The sequence below is a fragment of the Aedoeadaptatus nemausensis genome (assembly GCF_903819165.1).
In the GTDB taxonomy this organism is placed as follows: Bacteria; Bacillota; Clostridia; order Tissierellales; family Peptoniphilaceae; genus Aedoeadaptatus; species Aedoeadaptatus nemausensis.
Map to the genome: position 1 here is coordinate 259,630 of NZ_CAIJCS010000014.1, position 17,332 is coordinate 276,961.

At 44.5% G+C, this 17,332-nt stretch carries 18 protein-coding genes; 1 reads left to right on the forward strand and 17 read right to left on the reverse strand.

The window, feature by feature from the left end:
- Position 1: 1 nt before the first annotated feature.
- From PEPTYR26121_RS02510 to PEPTYR26121_RS02585, 16 genes are all read right to left on the reverse strand, one after another.
- A complete protein-coding gene (locus PEPTYR26121_RS02510) occupies positions 2 to 769 on the reverse strand; it encodes a YlmH family RNA-binding protein (protein WP_180498892.1) in 768 nt (255 codons plus the stop codon).
- Position 770: 1 nt separating this feature from the next.
- Positions 771 to 1,244 carry a cell division protein SepF gene (locus PEPTYR26121_RS02515; protein ID WP_180498894.1) on the reverse strand — a complete coding sequence of 158 codons (474 nt, stop codon included), beginning with the start codon at positions 1,242 to 1,244 and terminating at the stop codon, positions 771 to 773.
- A 10-nt stretch (positions 1,245 to 1,254) separates the two neighbouring features.
- Positions 1,255 to 1,935 (reverse strand): YggS family pyridoxal phosphate-dependent enzyme, encoded by a 681-nt coding sequence (locus tag PEPTYR26121_RS02520; RefSeq protein WP_180499218.1) that lies wholly within the window; start codon positions 1,933 to 1,935, stop codon positions 1,255 to 1,257.
- Positions 1,936 to 1,957: 22 nt separating this feature from the next.
- Positions 1,958 to 3,253, reverse strand: a complete 1,296-nt coding sequence (locus PEPTYR26121_RS02525) for a biotin/lipoyl attachment domain-containing protein (protein ID WP_180498896.1) — start codon at positions 3,251 to 3,253, stop codon at positions 1,958 to 1,960.
- The gene (locus PEPTYR26121_RS02530) at positions 3,250 to 4,254 is read right to left on the reverse strand and encodes an NAD(P)H-dependent glycerol-3-phosphate dehydrogenase (protein ID WP_180498898.1); all 1,005 of its coding nucleotides are present in this window, start codon (positions 4,252 to 4,254) and stop codon (positions 3,250 to 3,252) included. Before PEPTYR26121_RS02530 ends, PEPTYR26121_RS02525 begins: the two co-directional genes overlap by 4 nt.
- A gap of 4 nt (positions 4,255 to 4,258) precedes the next feature.
- Positions 4,259 to 4,843, reverse strand: coding sequence for a glycerol-3-phosphate 1-O-acyltransferase PlsY (gene plsY, locus PEPTYR26121_RS02535; RefSeq protein ID WP_180498900.1), 585 nt, complete (start codon positions 4,841 to 4,843; stop codon positions 4,259 to 4,261).
- Positions 4,840 to 6,147 (reverse strand): ribosome biogenesis GTPase Der, encoded by a 1,308-nt coding sequence (gene der / locus PEPTYR26121_RS02540; protein ID WP_180498902.1) that lies wholly within the window; start codon positions 6,145 to 6,147, stop codon positions 4,840 to 4,842. The genes plsY and der overlap by 4 nt, the downstream gene beginning before the upstream one ends.
- A gap of 146 nt (positions 6,148 to 6,293) precedes the next feature.
- Positions 6,294 to 7,526 (reverse strand): serine hydroxymethyltransferase, encoded by a 1,233-nt coding sequence (locus PEPTYR26121_RS02545; RefSeq protein ID WP_180498904.1) that lies wholly within the window; start codon positions 7,524 to 7,526, stop codon positions 6,294 to 6,296.
- Between the two features lie 18 nt (positions 7,527 to 7,544).
- Positions 7,545 to 8,120, reverse strand: coding sequence for a DUF6648 family protein (locus PEPTYR26121_RS02550; RefSeq protein ID WP_180498905.1), 576 nt, complete (start codon positions 8,118 to 8,120; stop codon positions 7,545 to 7,547).
- A 96-nt stretch (positions 8,121 to 8,216) separates the two neighbouring features.
- The gene (locus tag PEPTYR26121_RS02555) at positions 8,217 to 8,642 is read right to left on the reverse strand and encodes a hypothetical protein (protein WP_180498907.1); all 426 of its coding nucleotides are present in this window, start codon (positions 8,640 to 8,642) and stop codon (positions 8,217 to 8,219) included.
- A gap of 16 nt (positions 8,643 to 8,658) precedes the next feature.
- Positions 8,659 to 9,567, reverse strand: a complete 909-nt coding sequence (mnmL, locus tag PEPTYR26121_RS02560; protein WP_343045212.1) for a tRNA modification radical SAM protein MnmL/YtqA — start codon at positions 9,565 to 9,567, stop codon at positions 8,659 to 8,661.
- A 7-nt stretch (positions 9,568 to 9,574) separates the two neighbouring features.
- Positions 9,575 to 9,883 (reverse strand): DUF1292 domain-containing protein, encoded by a 309-nt coding sequence (locus PEPTYR26121_RS02565; protein ID WP_180498911.1) that lies wholly within the window; start codon positions 9,881 to 9,883, stop codon positions 9,575 to 9,577.
- A gap of 2 nt (positions 9,884 to 9,885) precedes the next feature.
- Positions 9,886 to 11,325: an aminoacyl-histidine dipeptidase gene (locus PEPTYR26121_RS02570; protein WP_180498913.1), complete on the reverse strand. Its 1,440-nt coding sequence runs from the start codon at positions 11,323 to 11,325 to the stop codon at positions 9,886 to 9,888.
- Positions 11,326 to 11,370: 45 nt separating this feature from the next.
- Positions 11,371 to 11,862: a peptide-methionine (S)-S-oxide reductase MsrA gene (gene msrA, locus PEPTYR26121_RS02575; RefSeq protein ID WP_180498915.1), complete on the reverse strand. Its 492-nt coding sequence runs from the start codon at positions 11,860 to 11,862 to the stop codon at positions 11,371 to 11,373.
- Positions 11,863 to 11,870: 8 nt separating this feature from the next.
- Entirely contained in the window at positions 11,871 to 13,208 is a 1,338-nt protein-coding gene (locus PEPTYR26121_RS02580; RefSeq protein WP_180498917.1) for a nucleotidyltransferase family protein, read from the reverse strand.
- Positions 13,209 to 13,327: 119 nt separating this feature from the next.
- Positions 13,328 to 14,077: a peptidylprolyl isomerase gene (locus PEPTYR26121_RS02585; protein WP_246285877.1), complete on the reverse strand. Its 750-nt coding sequence runs from the start codon at positions 14,075 to 14,077 to the stop codon at positions 13,328 to 13,330.
- Positions 14,078 to 14,390: 313 nt separating this feature from the next.
- Between PEPTYR26121_RS02585 and glmS the strand changes: the two genes are divergently transcribed.
- A complete protein-coding gene (gene glmS / locus PEPTYR26121_RS02590; RefSeq protein WP_180498919.1) occupies positions 14,391 to 16,211 on the forward strand; it encodes a glutamine--fructose-6-phosphate transaminase (isomerizing) in 1,821 nt (606 codons plus the stop codon).
- 68 nt (positions 16,212 to 16,279) lie between these two features.
- Here glmS and PEPTYR26121_RS02595 read toward each other — a convergent pair whose 3' ends face one another.
- Positions 16,280 to 17,266, reverse strand: coding sequence for an S-layer homology domain-containing protein (locus PEPTYR26121_RS02595; RefSeq protein WP_180498921.1), 987 nt, complete (start codon positions 17,264 to 17,266; stop codon positions 16,280 to 16,282).
- Between the last annotated feature and the right edge of the window lie 66 nt (positions 17,267 to 17,332).

Below are 17,332 nucleotides of genomic sequence, written 5' to 3' on the forward strand. Positions count from 1 at the left end.
CCTATTGTTCTAATATTCCATAGGTAAATCTGACTTTTCCTTTTTTCGTCGTCGCCATATCGTCGAAAATTGCAATGCGCCCGAAGCCTCGTACAGAAAGAAGATCTCCCGGTTGAATTTCTTCGTGAGCTTTTTTTATCTCCTTAAAATTTACCTTGACGAGCCCCTTGGCGATCCTCCCCCGTACATCGTCGCGGGATAAATGGGTTACGGCGCGAATTACGGAATCGAGCCGCATAGATTGTACCACTGCCGTATTCTTAATCCAGGGTTCTTCGGGAAAGGGCACATCCTCTAAAGAAACCGGCTCAATCTTTACGGGCTGGCGCTTTACTTTCGTCAGAGACACGGCGATGAAGTTGGCGATTTCTCTTTTTACAAACATGTAGACATCGTCTTCGATGACGATATCTCCGATTTTATTCCGCTCAATACCCAAGGATAAAATGGAGCCCAACACGTCACGGTGATTAACCTCATCGTTTATTTTAAGCTTAAAAGCCACTATCGCTTCTTCGCTGTCGAAATAAGGCGGTGAAAACACGACGATCTTACGCTCCCTCTCTCCTTCGGGAAAGAAGTTCGCCTCCACATCGGGAAAGTGATGGCATACAGATTCCACGAGGCGTTGTTCGTAAGGGTCTAAAAAATCACTATCCGTCGCCCTATAATTTCTCGAAGCGATCTCCGGTAAATCTAGGATATGACGCAGCATAGTGATTTTTTCAGGTTCTTGAATATGTTGTAATATTAAGTTCTTATCGAGCATATTACCAGGGGAAAATACCCGAGTTTTGAAGCTCTTCTTTCAACCCGTCGATAGCGATATTGGCCGGTGCAAGAATAAAGATATCTTTATTTACTTTTTGGATCTTGCCTTCGATAGCATAAAGCGCACCGTTGACGAAATCGAAAATTTCTCGTTTCACATCGAGATCCAATTGCTCAAAATTTAAAACGACGGCTTTGTGCTCCTTCAGATCGTCTACAATCTTCGGAGATTCGTCGTAGCTCAAGGGCTCGTGAATGGTAATGACCATGGAAGCCTTCGTCTGAATACTGAGCACGCTGCCATTATCTTTATGACGAACGCTTGGAGCGGCCTTTTGTGCACGCGTCGTCGTAACGGGCTCTACTTCTGTCGTTTGAAAAGCCTCATCTTCTGTATATTCGTACTCATCATCGTAATCGTAATCGTCACCGAAACCAAATGCTTTTTTTAATTTGTTCCCAAAATCTGCCATGTCTTCCTCCTTAATAATGTCGTTTCCCAAAAATGCGACTGCCCACACGTACCATATTGGCGCCTTCTTCAATGGCTATGCCAAAATCATTACTCATGCCCATGGAAAGATGGGTCATATGGACGCCCTCATAGTGACGGTTATCTATGTCTTCTTTGAGGGCAAACATTTTTCGAAACAGCTTTCTTAAATACGCCTCATCCTCTGTATTCGGTGCGATGGCCATTAAACCGTCGACTTTAATATGTTTATAGTCGAGAATGGATTCTAAAAAAGGCAATACGCCATCGTAGGCTAGACCGCCCTTAGAAGCTTCATCGCCAATATTGACCTGCAAAAGACAGGGAACAATATGGTCCGTCTGTTTGGCACGCTTTTCAATTTCCTTAGCCAAAGACGAACGATCAAGCGAATGGATTAAAGCGACATCTTGATAGATATATTTTACCTTATTTGATTGCAAGTTTCCAATCATATGATAACGAACCTTATCTCCGATAAGATCCATCTTCTCTGTAAGTTCCTGAACTTTATTTTCGCCCACATCGGTAACGCCGAGATCGATGGCTTCTTTCATGACATCGACGCCATGAGTTTTTGTAACGGCGATAAGTTTTACCTCTTCACCTGTCAGACTGTGCTCACGACATTTTTCTATTTCATCTCGTACGCGCTTCAGATTTTCTTCCATAGCGGACAAACTCACCAACTCCTTACTGATACACTATCTTCTCACGATCTACTTTATTAGGCTCGATTATAACTTCATCGTAACGTCTCAGGGTTTTTACCCGATCCCCGCCGGAAGCGGCGATGGTTTGCTTACTGTCACCTAAATTTAATATAGCGTAATCTCCTCGAACCGCCAAAACATCTACGGGTACAAACTTCACGAAATGACGCACTGCATTTACGTAAACGCCCTCTTGGCCTTTTTTATTTTTTACAATAGCTTCTTTCGGCACTTTAATAGCAGGAAGGGTGTTTTTAATAATTACCGTTTTTTGCTTGCGAGGAACATAAACCTGTTGCAGGTGATCTCTCAGTTCTAAAATCGCCACGGTTCCACTTTCATCTTCGTTAATTCCCTTGACATAAGCTTCTGTCATGACTTTACCGATTCGTATGGGAACCGTTTTTCCGATATAAGCATTCATTAATCGAGGGTCGTCTATGGGAAGGGCCACTTTATAAAAGGTATCGCCGATACAGCGGAAAAAAGCTTTCTTTTCGCTGACCTTGCTTTTTCCTCTCGTAATAGTCCCCACATTCACATTTTTTAAATAGTCTGCGGTAAAAGTTTCATCCGGCAAATGAATCGACAGTTCCTTTTTAATATCATCGAAAGTATAGCTTACAATCCCCGAAATAGGCGATTTATAGTCACTGCTGGTGGAGGCTATTTTTTCCGTCAGCTTCTCTTTCTCTTCCTCCAGATCGGATATGGAAAGCTTCAGCAACTCGTTCAGCTCCGATACATTGACGGTATGCTTCGTGCTTAAATCCAGTGTGTTGATGGAAGATACCAACTTTTCGTTATCTTTATCTCTTATAAAACGTTGAATATTACGAATGACCGTCTCATCTTCCCGCTGTTCCTCGTCTTTTACCTCATTATTGGAACTGTCGTTTTTAAAGTCGATGGCAGCCTGAATACGGATCAACTGATCCTTTACTTTGGAATTATCGTTCATTACATTAATATCCGCCACCTCTACATTTTTAGGAACTTTCTTCCCCTCTTGCACATTATAAATGGCGATGCCGTTGGCCTTCGTAAAGACGATCTCTTCGTCGAGCAAAAGATAGCCCTCGCCTTTTACTACATCGCGATATTCCACTACCTGAGGTTCAGCGATTTTCGGCGCTACGACATATTTATTATAGAGAACAAAAAAGATGGCAGCCAGAAGTGACAATACTAAGAGATAAAATAAAAACCGTCGTCTACGCATTTTTGCACGACGCTTTCGCCGAAGCTTCATTTTGTAATTAGGCGGTCGCTTCATAATAAAAAGATCTTCTCGTTTTCGTGTTTATTGGGTCGCTGCATAAGATCCAAAACGGCGCGTCGAGGTTCCAAACCTCCATAGAGCACATTATAGAGTTTCTCCGTAATGGGCATTTCAATTCCCAGATCGTTTGCAAGCTCATAGGCTGCCTTCGTCGTCTTATAACCTTCTACGACTTGACCTATGTCTTCGATCGCTTCCTCCACATCCATTCCCCTGCCGATGCGATTGCCGAACTGCCAGTTACGACTATGGGTACTGGTGCAGGTTACGATTAGATCCCCAACTCCCGAAAGACCTTGAAAGGTGACGGGCTTGGCGCCGAGGGCGATACCGAGGCGTTGTATTTCCGTAAGACCACGGGTCATAAGGGCCGCTTTGGCATTGTCGCCATAGCCCAAACCGTCGGATAATCCGGCGCCGAGGGCTATAATGTTTTTTAATGCGCCGCCGATTTCCACACCGGCCATATCGTCCTGAACATAGACGCGAAAAGCATCATGTGTAAAGAGATCTTGAATTTTTAGGGCGATTTCCTCATCTTCAGAGCAAACGAGAACAGTCGTCGGCAAAAGTTTCGCCACTTCTTCCGCATGGGAGGGACCGGATAAGACGACAAAGGGATTCTCGGGAATAATTTCCTTTGCGATTTCTGAAACTCGTAAATGGCTTCCCTGCTCTAAACCCTTCGCCAGATTCACGACGACAGCTCGCGATTCGCATTCTTTAATTTTCTCCATAGACTCACGAACCGCCGCAGTCGGCACGGCGAGAATGAGGACTTCCACATCTTGAGCGGCCTCTTCGAAATCACAGTGAAATTGCACGGAAGAGGCGAAGTAAAAATCCTTTAAGTAATGGGGATTGTCTCCGAATTCTTTCATGCGATGATATTGTTCGTCGCTTCTCGTATACATATGGACCTCGTGGCCAATGGTCGCCAATAAATTTCCGACGGCACTTCCCCAACTGCCCGATCCTATAACTCCGATCTTCAAACAATCAACCTCCCACTTTGTTCTCGGTTCCTTCCCTTAAACGCTTTAAATTGCTCCGGTGACGAAAAAAACCGAGGCCCCAAACGAGCACGATGGCGAGCACATTTAGAGGGCTACTTTTCCATGTAAAAATCATTAAAACAGATACGATTGAAAGAAATGTTAAGGAGCCCAAGCTCACATAACGACTCAATTTTCCGACAATATAGCCGCCAATAGCCGCGACAACTACATATAAAGGTGCAATGGCACCCCATGCACCGAAGGTCGTGGCAATGCCTTTTCCACCGCGAAAACCTAAGTAGAAGGGGTAATCGTGTCCCAATACGACAAAAAGAGTCGCAAAGAGGCGGACAGATTCGTCCAGCATGGGTGCCACCAAAAGCATCACCGCCACCCCTTTTAAAACATCGATAGCAAAAGTCAAATAGCCCAGCTTTTTACCCATAACCCGAATGGCATTGGTCGTTCCGGCATTTCCGCTACCTTCCATCCGAATATCTTTATGACGAAAGAGCATGCCCACAATATAGGCACCTGAAATCGTACCTATAAGATAGCATAAAAGTAAAACTAGTACCGTCTTCATCGGTTCTTCAATTCCATAATAATGGGCACACCGTCAAAACGGTAAGCCGCGCGGATTTGATTTTCTAAAAAGCGCAAATAGGTAAAGTGGAACAATTCCTTATCGTTCACCGATAGCAAAAACTTCGGCGGACGAGCGGAAACCTGTGTGGCGTAATATAATTTCCCTCGCTTGCCTTTGTCACTGGGCGGCTGATTCATTAAAACCGCACGGTTCATAATATCGTTTAAGACGCCGGTTTGAATACGAAGAGAATAGTTGTTGTTTACCACGTGAATAAGATCCAACAACTTCTTTACACGCGTACCTTTTAAAGCTGAAATAAAAATCATGGGGGCGTAGTTTAAGAAGGGAAGCTCTCTGCGAACCTCCGCTTCAAAGTGCTTCATAGTATAGGTGTCTTTTTCCACGGCATCCCATTTATTTACGGCGATAATCATGGCCTTTTTGTTGTCATGGGCGTAGCCGGCGATCTTAGAATCCTGCTCGCTAATGCCTTCCGTGGCATCCACGAGAAGTACACAAACATCGGCGAGTTCAATACTCCTTAGAGTTCGCACTACCGAATAGCGCTCTACTTTTTCATTGATTTTTTTGCGTTTTCGAAGTCCCGCCGTATCGATCAAAACGTAGTCCGTATCTTCATACTCGAAGAACGAGTGAATCGAGTCTCTGGTCGTTCCGGGAATATTCGTTACGATGGAGCGCTCTTCTCCTAAAATGCGATTCACGAGAGAAGATTTTCCCGCATTGGGTTTTCCGATAAAGGCTACCTTAATCTCGTCGTGATGATCATCTTCGTCCACTTCGGGGAAAGACGCCACCGTCGCATCGAGTAGGTCCCCGATTCCCCTGGACTGCTCCGCACTGATGACGAACGGTTCGCCGAGACCCAGCTCGTAGAAGTCATATAGGTGATCTCGAGCAAGTTTTGAATCCATTTTATTGATGACGAGAAGGACTTTTTTTCCGAACCGGCGAATGTAGTCGGCTACTTCCCTATCGACTTCCGTCAGGCCGTCTTTGCCGTCAACTAAAAAGAGAATGACTTCCGCGTTTTCTACGGCAACTTCCGCTTGAGCAATAATTTCAGGCATGAAAATTTCATCGGAGGAAGGATCTAAACCACCCGTATCGATTAAAGTAAACTCGTGATTCAGCCAGGTAGCCTTGGCATAAATTCGATCGCGCGTAACCCCCGGTGTATCTTCTGTAATTGAAATTTTTGAATCTGTTAGCACATTGAAGAGCGTGCTCTTTCCCACATTTGGGCGGCCTAAAATACAAACAATCGGTCTTTCCATTGCCGCTCACCTCCGAATGATATTCCATCGTCTCGTGACGATTATAGTTTTATCCATTACACACCATTATAACATCGTTAAAATAAGCTTTCAACGAAGCCTCGTCGAGGACGCCAATAAAAAAGGACTCCGAGGAGTCCTTTACATTATTTGTATAGCGGGAATTTTTCGCAGAAGGTTTTCACGCGATCTTTTGCCTCTTTAGAGTCGATGTCCTTTTTCATTACATCGGCCATAATCTTGGCGACGAAGGCCGCGTCTTCTTCTTTTGCTCCGACGGTAGTAATGGCGGGGGTGCCGATTCGGATGCCGCTCGTTACCATAGGGCTTTCGGGGTCGAAAGGAATGGTATTTTTGTTGACGGCCAGGCCGCTTTCATTTAACAACGCCTCAGCATCTTTACCCGTCATGTTCAAAGAACGCACGTCGATAAGGAGCAGGTGGTTGTCGGTACCGCCGGAAACCAAATCGATGCCTTCCTCTAAAAAGACCTTTTCCATGGCCTTCGCATTGGCGACGATTTGTCCGCAGTAGGTCTTAAACTCCGGCTGAGCCGCTTCGTAGAAAGAAACTGCCTTGGCTGCAATAACGTGTTCCAAAGGTCCTCCTTGGAGTCCGGGGAACACGGCCTTGTCGATGGTCTTGGCCAGCTCTTCTTTACAAAGAATAGCTCCTCCTCGCGGTCCGCGAAGGGTTTTATGAGTGGTGGTCGTTACCACATCGGCATATTCTACCGGGTTTTCGTGATAACCTGTGGCGACGAGCCCGGCAATGTGAGCCATGTCCACCATAAAATAGGCTCCGCTTTTCTTTACGATGTCTGCCATGCGCTTGAAGTCGATCTTTCTGGGGTAAGCCGATGCACCGCCGATGACGAGCTTAGGTTTATATTCCTTTACAGCACGCTCGAAAGCGTCGTAATCGATGCGCTGAGTTTCTTTATCTACTCCGTAATCTACGACGTCGAAATATTTACCCGAAATATTCACAGGGCTTCCGTGGGATAGGTGTCCGCCTTGGCTCAGGTTCATACCGAGAATGCGATCTCCCGGTTTTAACAAGCCCAAGTATACCGCCATATTGGCATTGGCCCCACTATGGGGTTGGACATTCGCATGATCCGCTCCATAAAGTGCTTTCAGGCGGTCAATGGCCAACTGCTCCACCTTATCCACCACTTCACAACCGCCGTAGTAACGCTTCCCGGGGAGTCCCTCGGCGTATTTATTAGTGAGTGGAGATCCCATCGCTTCCATAACGGACTTCGATACAAAGTTTTCAGATGCGATCAGCTCGATATGGGATTGCTGACGCTCCGTCTCCTCTTGAATAAGTTCATATATTTCAGGATCGCTCACCTGTAAATTTTTATAGTCCAAAGTACTCCTCACTTTCCTTTAGTAACTATCGTTTATATAGCTGTCGATTATTGAACGTTTTTTCTCTTCGTGAAATACGTCGTGATCGCAGAGGGTTTCGTAAATCAGTTTCGATTTTGAGTGCAAAATAAACTCCGGGTAGTCGACGAACACGATTTCAAAGAGTTCATTTTCCAAGTTTTTGTTGCGACAATGAATGAAATAGCCGTAAAGATCATTAAAATTCATGAATTTTAAAATATCTAAAATCGTTTCATCCTTCTTACCGTAATACTTCTCCGCAAGAGACAAATAATGCGTATAATCTCTCCTGGAACGACGACGATTTTTTACCTTTCGCGCCTCCATGCGATAATGTTTCGCCAAAGCATTGTAGTACTGGTAGTTAAAGATCCCTTTTTCCAAGCGGTCTACAAGGAAAAAAGGGCGAACATTACTATTGTCGATGTCTTTTAAATTGGATTGTAAAAACTCTTTTTTATTTAAATCGCCCCGTTCGTACGCGCGAATCAACGCAAGGCGTCGTTCAATAAAATGCTGAAACCATTTGTCGCAAATCGGTTCCATAACGACACTGTCATCAGAAAAAGGCATTGATCAGTACCGGTAAAAGCATAGCAATACATAAAATAATGGCAATCACGCGGACGATATTTTTATTTGACTTCATACGATCCCCTGTCTAATTACTTAAGCTTCTAAGGAAACTTCTTCACAAAATTCTTTTAAGCTTTCCGGAATTTCGCTTTCTACATAATCTACATTGATGTAAACTCTGCAGTTTTCAACATTAAGCGCTTCTAAACGTTTCGTAAGATCTTCCAAATCCTCTAAGGAAAGATCGATAACTTTGTAAATGCCGTCTACATAAATTTTCTCTAAATCATAGTCCATGGCGAGCATTCCGCAAATAAAGCCGTAGAAATGATCGAGAGATGTAAGACCGTAATTGGTCGCATTGATAAGACGTACATTATAGTCGAGACTGAAGATATGATCGTCGTCTACTTCTACAAAGGCAATGTTTCCGTTGCCGCCTTCGTGATCTGCATTTGCATGATCGATAAGCCATTTTGTTTTACCTGCGCCTTTTGCTCCTAAGATGTAACGAATCATAATTATCTTCCTTTCTTTACTCAAACAAGCGTCCTTGACACTTGCCTTCCCGTTCCATGCGGCGAACAATTTCGTCGCGAATATAAAACCAACTACGGCCCCAATTGGCGAACAGAACATTCTCCTCGGGGGCCCTTCCGAGCAATCTGCCGATCACCATGTCGGGATCGAGATGCTCGAGAAATAAAATAACCCTGTTAATGAAGGCTTCCATTTCGATGGGCTGAAATTGTCCATACCCATACCATTCGGCGAGTTTTGTCCCCTTGGGAACGTAAAGATTATGAATCTTAACCTCGTCCGAACCGACCTCGTTTAAAAGCTTAGCTCCCTTGATCATATCGCCTTCCTCGTCCCAAGGAAGATCCAGGATCATATGGGTCGACAGACGAAAGCCCCTTTCTTTCAGGCGGCGAGCGCCCTCAATATAGTCTTCTACGCTATGACCGCGATTTAAAAGGTCGAGCGTTTCGTTATTTGGAGATTGAAGACCGAGTTCAAAAGTCACGTTTTCCGCGCCGAATAAGTCTTCCGTACAGTCCAGGTATTCCTCTCCCAAACAATCGGGTCGCGTAGAAATAGATACGCCCAAGGGGTTTTCCAGGGCTATTTCTTCGAGACTTCTTCGAAAATCTTCGATGGGAAGATAGGTTCCCGTGAAATTTTGAAAATAAGCTATAAAGCCTTCGGCCTTGTAGCGCTTGGCGATAAACTCTTTATTGTTACGATATTGTTCCCTTATGCTTCCCCGAACCCAGTCGAAGCTGCCGCCTTCTTCACCACAAAAGATACATCCTCCCCTTCCTTTGGTGCCGTCCCGATTGGGGCAGGTCCCTTTTAAGTGGATGGGAATTTTATAAACCTTCATGCCGTAGACTTTTTGCGAATAGGCACTATAACTTAGATAAGGTAATGTCGTAATAATATACTCCTTACTCTTCGCCTTCGTCGGCGTACAGAGCTTCGAATTCGTCGGCTACTTTGTTGAAATAATCTTCGTCTTCAATGAAGACAAGTTCCAAATCATCGTCGCCGATCTCATTATATTCGTATAGAAGAACGGATGCGTCTTCGTCGATATCGTCGCCGTCCAATGGCATAAGCGCGATATATTCTTTTTCTTCAAAGGGGAAGATGCCGATAACGGCACATTCCAACTCGCTGTCATCTTCCAGTGTCAGGGTGATGACTTCTACTTCTTCGTGCTCATGTTCGTGGTCGTGATTGTGATCGTGGCTCATAATTATCCTTTCTGTTCTAATAGTTTTAGCAAGTAGGCGAATACTTTTTCCGTCGATTGAATCGATAAGTTTTCTCCCGGTGCGTGAACGCCTTCCATGTCCGGTCCAATGGAGATCATATCCATTTTACCGATACTGTCTTGTAGGATTCCGCATTCCAAGCCGGCGTGAATCATTTCCACCGTCGGCTCTTCTCCTGTGAGATCTTTCCAAAGTTTTACCGCCTTTTCTCTTAATGGAGATTCTTCGGCGTATTCCCAAGGTTTGTAAGCGGAGAGTTTTTCAAATACGCCGCCGTTTACTTCCGCTGCTGTGCGGTTTTTCATGGCGATTTCCAAAATCTTCGTCTCTACATCGCTTCGGATTTGAGAAGAAAAAGCAAAGCTGTCTTCAGAGCTGATAGCCGCGCCGATATTAGTAGAAGATTCTACTAAGCCTTCGATCTTTTTACTAAAGGTATTGACACCGTTCGGCGTGGTTACGAGGTAGTTTATAATACCGTCGGACACCTTTCGCGCCAACACCTTTTGTGAAGGCACTTCTGTAATCGTTAAGTGTGCCTTGGGATCGGTGGCGATGTATTCGCTTTTAATTATATCGGCCGCTTCATTTAAGGCCTTGACGACGCCGTCGACTTCGGCGCTTTCAAGAGCGATAACGGCTTCCGCGTCTTGAGGAATGACATTGGGACGGGTGCCGCCGTGGAAGTCCGCAATATCGAAATCATGGTCTTCATAAGCCATCTTTAAGATTCGAGCCAATAGCAAAATCGCATTGCCTCGAGCTTCGTGAATATCGCTGCCCGAGTGTCCGCCGCGAAGACCTGCCAGTTCGACCTTAAGGAAGGTCGCCTTATCGGTTTCTTCAAATTCCTTTTTAAAGACTACATTATTGACGAGCCCGCCGGCACAACCGACAGTAATAATGCCCTCTTCTTCGGAGTCGATATTAATTAAACGGCGTCCTTCGATATATTTACCTTCTACATTGTGGGCGCCGGTCATATTTGTTTCTTCGTCCACCGTAATTAAGCACTCGAGGGCCGGATGGGGGTAGTCGCCATCTAAGATTGCAAGCATCATGGCGACGGCAATACCGTCATCTGCACCGAGTGTAGTGTTTTTGGCGATAATGCGATCCCCTTCTACTACCGCCTCAATAGGGTCGGAGCAGAAATTGTGTTCATGGCCTTTTACAGCACCGCAAACCATATCCATATGGCCTTGCAAAATCGTGGTCGGTTCATCTTCATAACCTTCTGTTGCAGGCTTTTTGATAATAATGTTATTGACATCATCTTGGATCACTTCAAGCTTGCGATCAAGGGCCCACTGCTTTAAATAATTACTGATTTCTTCTTCATTTTTACTGCATCTCGGAATGTCCGTGATGTCGGCAAAAAACTTGAGTACGGGAGATTCCCCCTTTAATCCTTTTATCACAATATCACCTCTTCTTTATCTTACACGAAAAGACGATGCTCGTCATTACTTTTCAACTTTATCGGGCAAAGGAATATGGCAGTAGCCGCCCGGATTTTTTTGTAGGTAGCGTTGGTGGTATTCCTCCGCTGGCCAGAAGTTATCCAGAGGCTCCACTTCTACCCAAATTTTGCGAGTAGACTCCTTTTGTCGATCCTCTTTATCTTTTAAAAACAAGTCCTTCCGGTCGCCTCCCGGCTCATAGTAAATTCCCGTCCTGTATTGCCTTCCGATGTCCATTCCCTGCCTGAAATAACTATAGGGATCGATAATGGAATAGAAAATATCCAATAGCTTCTCTGTAGGTAAAACCCCTTCGTCATATTCTATTCTCACGGCCTCGGCAGCCTTACTCTTTCCTTCGCAAACTTCTTCATAACTCGGGTGGTCGATATTGGAGTTGGCATATCCTACCTCTGTATCGAGGATACCCTCGGTGCGTTGAAAATATTCTTCCAAGCCCCAAAAGCATCCCCCTGCTAAAACAATATTTGCCATTTTACCTCCTAATGCCTGAGCATACGCTCGATACGTTCGCGGTTTTCTTGGAAATCTTCATAAGTCTTAATATTTCTGAAAAACTGCGTCAATTGATGGCGCGATTGCTTGAAACAACCTTCCGTTATATTTTCAAACGAAGGATCCCTTTCAAAATTCCCCGCCAAACAATCCAATACGAAATTTTCGACGGCCTCGTACTCCTCTTCACTGAAAGCATCCGTCTTCACCTCTTCGGCAATAGTCCTTTTCAATCTGGCCTCCGCATATCGGAAAAATTCTTCGAAATCGGTTCGCGGATCGTTCTGTTCAATCGCAGCTAAAATTTTAAAGAAGAGGCTCCAGCTAAATTCCCGGTTTATTATCTCGTAAACCGCTCCCCCTACACGGGATGTAAACTCCGTCGTGAAAATCGGACGCCTGTCCAATACGACTAAACCTTCTACATTGAAATTATCCTGATCCATGGCATTCACGCGATTCAGCAGGCGAATAAAATTTTCTCCGTCGTCGTAATCCAGAAGATAATAATTCTTGTAAACCAGATAATCCACTGAAATATCGGAAATATCGTTGAGGTCGACGACAAAACCCAGATCTTTTCGTACCCAACCGATAAATATATCGTGAATGATTTTTGAAAGCAGGCTCTTTACCTGATTGTGGTTGCTGATGGCCGCAGAAGAATCCATATCGTTCACATGTTCATATAGAATCTTTAATTGGCGGTCGATCATGGAAAGATTATCTTTAATGGAATGCATAATATCGGCAAAAAAATCTTCCGTCAGCATATAATTAAAGTTTTTATAAAGTACCTTGTGATCGATTTCGCCCCAGAACACGTTGACGAGGGATTTAATTTGAAGCTCGAATTTTAATTTAAAGCCATCGTCTATGATGTAACCGTCGATTTTGTAAATTCCGAAGCCGTTTTTCTGTAGCATAGGCTGGGGAGTTTCCAAATTTAAAAATATATGTTTATGACCCGGGGAGCGATAATATCCTCCACCCGCGGGAATATTAAATTTCTCTAAAATTGCGCGATAAATTCCTACCTCGTCGTCTGTGAAGCGGCATTCGATTCTCAGACCTACAATATCCTGAATGGCAAACATCATCTTTACCGGGCTATCGTAATACATGTAGAAATTATTGCGTATAATTTTTTCGCGTAAAGAATCCGGAGATTTTATCCGGGAGTTCACCGCCAGGAAACTGTCCATATCGCCATATTCTACGACAAAGAAATTCTCCAGCTCGCGATTTAAGGCGACGATATGATCCATCTTGATCTTTAAAAGTTCCGTGGCGCGATCGATAAACGCGAATAAATCTTGTTCCATAAAAAATATCCTCCTGATAGTCTATATTATAACATACTATATCGAAAACGCTCCCACGGTAAAATCTAAGATCAATCAACATAGCAGAGAATAAAAAAAAGTGGCCGAAGCCACTCTTTTTATTTTCTCACGACATTATATTTTTCTTCAAGACCGCTTACTTTTTCCAAGTATTTTTCTTGTTGTTTTCTACGGGTAATTTCCATGTTGATTTCGCTCTTTACCTCATCGTATGCGCGAGAAGTTTCCGGTTCGCTGTCGATACGTTTGATAATGTGGTAACCGAATTGTGTCTTCACCGGCTCGGAAACAGTACCATCTTCCATAGAAAATACTTTTTCGTCGAATTCGGGAACCATTTGACCACGGCCGAAACTACCTAAATCACCGCCACGTTCGCTGGAGGGGCAGCTGGAGTGTTCTTTAGCGAGCTCTTCGAAATCGGCACCTTCATCTAGTTTTTGAGCAATTTCTTTCGCCTTATCTTCATCGTCCACTAAAATATGGGCGGCATGAACGGATTCGGGCTTTTTAAAAAATTGTTTATTTTCTTCGTAGAAAGCTTTCGTTTCGTCGTCGGAAACTTCTACTCCCTCGATGGTTTTGGAGAAGTTGTAGGACTTCAATAAAGAACGTTTCGTATCTTGGAAAACTTTCTTAAATTCTTCCTCTTCGTCCATCTTCTTATCGAGAGCGTCTTTTAAAAGAAGTTCTTGACGAATTAATTCATCCAAAACTTGTTTTTTGCCTTCTTCCCCTTGAAATTGCATGGCCATTTGGGGATTCATGCTTTGTAAATAAGCATCCACGTCGGATGCGTGAATGTCCATTCCGTCGACGGATGCGAGTACTTTATTTTCTTCTGTCATGTCAACCTCCTATGTTGAGTACGTGATTTTGTTCGTAAGTCATATAAATTTATGATAACAAGTCCAAGGGAAAGCGTCAAGATTCCCTTCGTTTAACCTTTTATCAGACTATGATATAATACTTGGTATTAAACTTAAAATGACGGGGAGAAGATCATCAAGCGCCAGCACCTAAAAGGTGGACGAGGAATGAAGTGATCGAATTATCGGCGGATGCTTCATAGGTCTGCAACCTTAGTATTGTACAAAACAACGGGCGACCGTTGCACAAAATCAATACGGCAGCTCCCCCTCAATAAATAAGGAGGATATTATGTGTGGAATTGTAGCATTTAACGGCTCGAAAAATGCGGAGGAACGCATCGTTCAGGGCTTGGAAAAATTAGAATATCGCGGGTACGACAGCGCCGGCATTGCCGTCATCGACGACGGCGAGCTTCGCGTTACGAAAGCAGCCGGCCGCTTAGACGCCCTTGTCGAAAAATTAGAAAAGGATCCCTTAAAAGGTAATGTGGGAATCGGCCACACTCGTTGGGCTACCCACGGCGTGCCGACGGAATCTAATGCTCACCCCCACGTGAGTAGCGACGGAAAAATCGCCGTAGTACACAACGGCATTATCGAAAACTTTCAAACTTTAAAAGATGACTTGATCAAAAAGGGTTTTACTTTTTATTCCGAAACTGATACGGAAGTCGTCGCCAATTTAATCGCATCGAAGTTCGACGGAGATTTAAAATCTGCCGTGGAAGAAGCTATTAAAGAAGTTACGGGCACCTTCAGCTTGGCTGTTTTATCCGCTGAAGATCCCGGAAAACTGATCGTCACCCGTCGCGAGTCTCCCTTGATTTTAGGCCTTTGCGACGACGGTGTTTTTGCCGCATCGGATGTGCCCGCCCTTCTCGCCTACACCCGGGATGTGATTTATCTCGAAAACGACGACGTGGTCACCATCGACGGCGCCAACTACCAAATCTTTAACGACGGAAAACCCGTAGATCGCGCCGTTAAAAAAGTAGAGTGGAGCATGGAAAGTGCCGGTAAAGAAGGTTTCGATCACTACATGATCAAAGAAATCTACGAACAGCCAAAGGCTATTAAAGATTCCCTGCGTCGCAAAGTAACCGACGGCTTTATCGATCTCAAGGATCAATCCTTTACGAAGGAAGAAATCGAAAGTTTCGATCATATTTATATTTCCGCCTGCGGTACAGCTTTCCACGCTTCCCAGGTCGGTAAACGCGCAATCGAAGATGCTATCGGCAGAGAAATCACCGCCGATATCGCATCGGAGTTCCGCTACAATATGAATTTCTTAAACGAAAAGAGTCTGCTTATTGTCGTGAGCCAGTCGGGAGAAACCGGCGATACGCTCGCCGTCCTTCGCGAGGCGAAACAACGAGGCGCCAAAGTTCTCGCCATTACCAATGTAGTGGGATCCAGCGTGGACCGCGAAAGCGACAAGGTTCTTTACTGCGACGCAGGTCCGGAAATTTCTGTAGCCAGCACAAAAGCTTACTCTACTCAGCTCTTAAGCCTTTACCTCTTGGCACTGGACTTCGGCTATAAATTAGAAAATTACTCGAAAGAAGATGTGGCAAAAGCCATCGAAACCTTCGAGTCCGTTCCCGAAAAGATCGAGAATATCTTAGAAGATATCGACTCTCTCGATCCCATTGCCGAGCGGCTTTCCAAACATGACGCCGTCTTCTATTTAGGGCGAGGCATCGACTATTTAAGCGCCAAGGAAGGTGCGTTGAAGCTCAAAGAAATCTCTTATATTCACGCCCAATCCATGGCAGCCGGCGAGTTAAAGCACGGCTCTATCGCCCTCATCGAAGAAGGCATTCCTGTGGTGACGATTATCACCCAAAAGGAACTTGCGGAAAAGAGCGTATCCAATATTAAGGAAGTTAAATCCCGCGGTGCCTATACTATCGTCATTACCGATGTCGAAGGTCCCCAATTCGACGAGGCCGCAGACGCCACCATACGCGTCCCCGCCATCGACGACCTGTACGCTCCCATCCTCGCCGTCCTTCCCCAGCAAATCCTCGCCTATAAGGTGAGTAAACTATTAGGAAACGACGTGGATAAGCCGAGAAACTTGGCAAAATCAGTAACCGTTGAATAATTTAATCAATATAAAAATGCCCTTCGATCCGCAATGGTCGAAGGGCATTTTTCATCTTCAGATTTATTTTATCTTTCCGAATTTACAAAGTGATAAATTCTCTCTCCCAGTACAACGCCCTGTTCTCTCGAAGCATTGGTTAAGGGTCTGAAGGTATTGTCGTTGTAGCCGGAGAACACGTTCATGCTCTGTAAACTGTACACGGGCTCTACGGCGTAGCGTTTAATTTGATTGTGATCTTTAAAGGGTTTTTGAACAGTGCTGTCCCCTTCGATGTCGAGGGTTTTTAGAAAACGACTGAGAATCGCCGCCATATCTTGGCGTGTGATTTTTGCATTAGGGTTGAAGTTTCCATTTCCCACACCGCTTACGATGCCCAGTCGGCTGGCGATGGTTACCGCCTCATTGTTTGTGTCCTTAAAAGGACTTTTGCCCGCCGCTAAGTGAACGCGGCTTACTTTTTCATAAACACGAACGATAATTTCCGTAAATTCCTCACGGGTAATATCCTTTTTCATATCGGCTTTGATAGAGCTCGGAATAAATCCGTTTCTACCCGCAGAGGTAAGCTCTTCCATGGACCATTCGCTGGCATTGGAAAAACCCGGTCGGAACCCTACAGCAACGGGAGCACTGTAATTACTCACTTCTTTTCCAACTTTATAGCGAACGCGGAAACTATACAAATTGCTCTTAATGTCTACCGAGGAAAGATGGGGCAATGCATTGGAAGGAATTTCCATGCGCACATTTTTCCCCTGCTCTTTCGATAAGGTGCCGGAAAAGACATGGCCTTTTGTGGAAGACCAAGGTTTGTAATTTACTTTCCCGTCGATTTCAAAACTTACGGACTCTCCTCCATTGAGCTTTTTTTGAACCCATTGGGGGTTTTGCCAGGACATTTCAAAACGATCGTAAACCCCGCTTCCATTTTTCTTAAGTTGAACGGAAACGAGTTGGGGATTATCGTAGCCCGCTGCAAAAGATTCTGTACAGGTAAATATAATAAGTACCGTTAGAATACTTGCCATTAATTTTTTCATTATATGTTTCAATTTAAAACTTCCTTTCTCTAAGTCATAGAAACTATAGCAGAAAGGAAGGATGGGAAAAAGACTCTC

What these genes read in the sequence shown, in the direction of transcription:
- PEPTYR26121_RS02515 (WP_180498894.1), bottom strand. Translation starts at nt 1,244, where the DNA reads ATGGCAGATTTTGGGAACAAATTAAAAAAAGCATTTGGTTTCGGTGAC.
- PEPTYR26121_RS02520 (WP_180499218.1), bottom strand. Translation starts at nt 1,935, where the DNA reads ATGGAAGAAAATCTGAAGCGCGTACGAGATGAAATAGAAAAATGTCGT.
- glmS (WP_180498919.1), top strand. Translation starts at nt 14,391, where the DNA reads ATGTGTGGAATTGTAGCATTTAACGGCTCGAAAAATGCGGAGGAACGC.
- PEPTYR26121_RS02580 (WP_180498917.1), bottom strand. Translation starts at nt 13,208, where the DNA reads ATGGAACAAGATTTATTCGCGTTTATCGATCGCGCCACGGAACTTTTA.
- PEPTYR26121_RS02585 (WP_246285877.1), bottom strand. Translation starts at nt 14,077, where the DNA reads ATGACAGAAGAAAATAAAGTACTCGCATCCGTCGACGGAATGGACATT.
- PEPTYR26121_RS02550 (WP_180498905.1), bottom strand. Translation starts at nt 8,120, where the DNA reads ATGCCTTTTTCTGATGACAGTGTCGTTATGGAACCGATTTGCGACAAA.
- PEPTYR26121_RS02510 (WP_180498892.1), bottom strand. Translation starts at nt 769, where the DNA reads ATGCTCGATAAGAACTTAATATTACAACATATTCAAGAACCTGAAAAA.
- PEPTYR26121_RS02555 (WP_180498907.1), bottom strand. Translation starts at nt 8,642, where the DNA reads ATGATTCGTTACATCTTAGGAGCAAAAGGCGCAGGTAAAACAAAATGG.
- PEPTYR26121_RS02525 (WP_180498896.1), bottom strand. Translation starts at nt 3,253, where the DNA reads ATGAAGCGACCGCCTAATTACAAAATGAAGCTTCGGCGAAAGCGTCGT.
- PEPTYR26121_RS02565 (WP_180498911.1), bottom strand. Translation starts at nt 9,883, where the DNA reads ATGAGCCACGATCACAATCACGACCACGAACATGAGCACGAAGAAGTA.
- msrA (WP_180498915.1), bottom strand. Translation starts at nt 11,862, where the DNA reads ATGGCAAATATTGTTTTAGCAGGGGGATGCTTTTGGGGCTTGGAAGAA.
- plsY (WP_180498900.1), bottom strand. Translation starts at nt 4,843, where the DNA reads ATGAAGACGGTACTAGTTTTACTTTTATGCTATCTTATAGGTACGATT.
- der (WP_180498902.1), bottom strand. Translation starts at nt 6,147, where the DNA reads ATGGAAAGACCGATTGTTTGTATTTTAGGCCGCCCAAATGTGGGAAAG.